This is a genomic window from Vibrio sp. Y176 (assembly GCF_033438945.1).
The window spans coordinates 1-609 of sequence record NZ_JAWOQS010000786.1; the positions used below are offsets into that span (position 1 = coordinate 1).

Here is a 609-nt window from a genome sequence, read left to right on the forward strand (position 1 = left end):
TTCGACGATTCCTTTAGTTATCTACATTTTCTGGCAAATCGTTACTTTAGGCGTAGTAAGCCAGGATGCACTTATTGAAAACGGTGGCTTGAGTGCACTTATTGGTCAATTATCTCAAACTGTTCACAAATCCAACTTGAGCAGCATTGTAGGTGTATTTGCCGACCTTGCACTTCTCACCTCGTTTTTAGGTGTGAGCTTAGGTTTGTTCGAATTTTTAGGTGATACGATCAAAGGCAAAAGTGAGAAACCAAATCGCTTGTTAGCTGCGGTGATTACGTTTACTCCGCCACTTGGTTTTGCGCTTTTCTACCCGCAAGGCTTCATTATGGCGCTGGGTTACGCGGCGATTGCATTGGCTATTCTTGCGATTTTCCTTCCTCTTGTCATGGTGATCAAGGTTCGTCGTTCCGATGATTTCTCTGGTGAATACCGTGTCGCTGGTGGGCAAGGAGCGCTAGTCGTCACTGGTATAGCGGGTACGGGCATCGTTTTAGCGCAAGTGCTAATCACTTTAGGTGTATTACCTGCTCTAGGTTAGTTCCACTGCTTAAATTGAACGTGAAAAGCCAATAGGGAAACCTGTTGGCTTTTTTAATCTGGATCAAA

1 protein-coding gene is annotated in these 609 nt (G+C 44.5%); it reads left to right on the plus strand.

What is annotated here, in order from left to right; genetic code table 11:
* Positions 1 to 541: aromatic amino acid transport family protein (locus R7O13_RS28650; protein ID WP_318305433.1), on the plus strand; the 541-nt coding region annotated here is incomplete at its 5' end.
* Between the last annotated feature and the right edge of the window lie 68 nt (positions 542 to 609).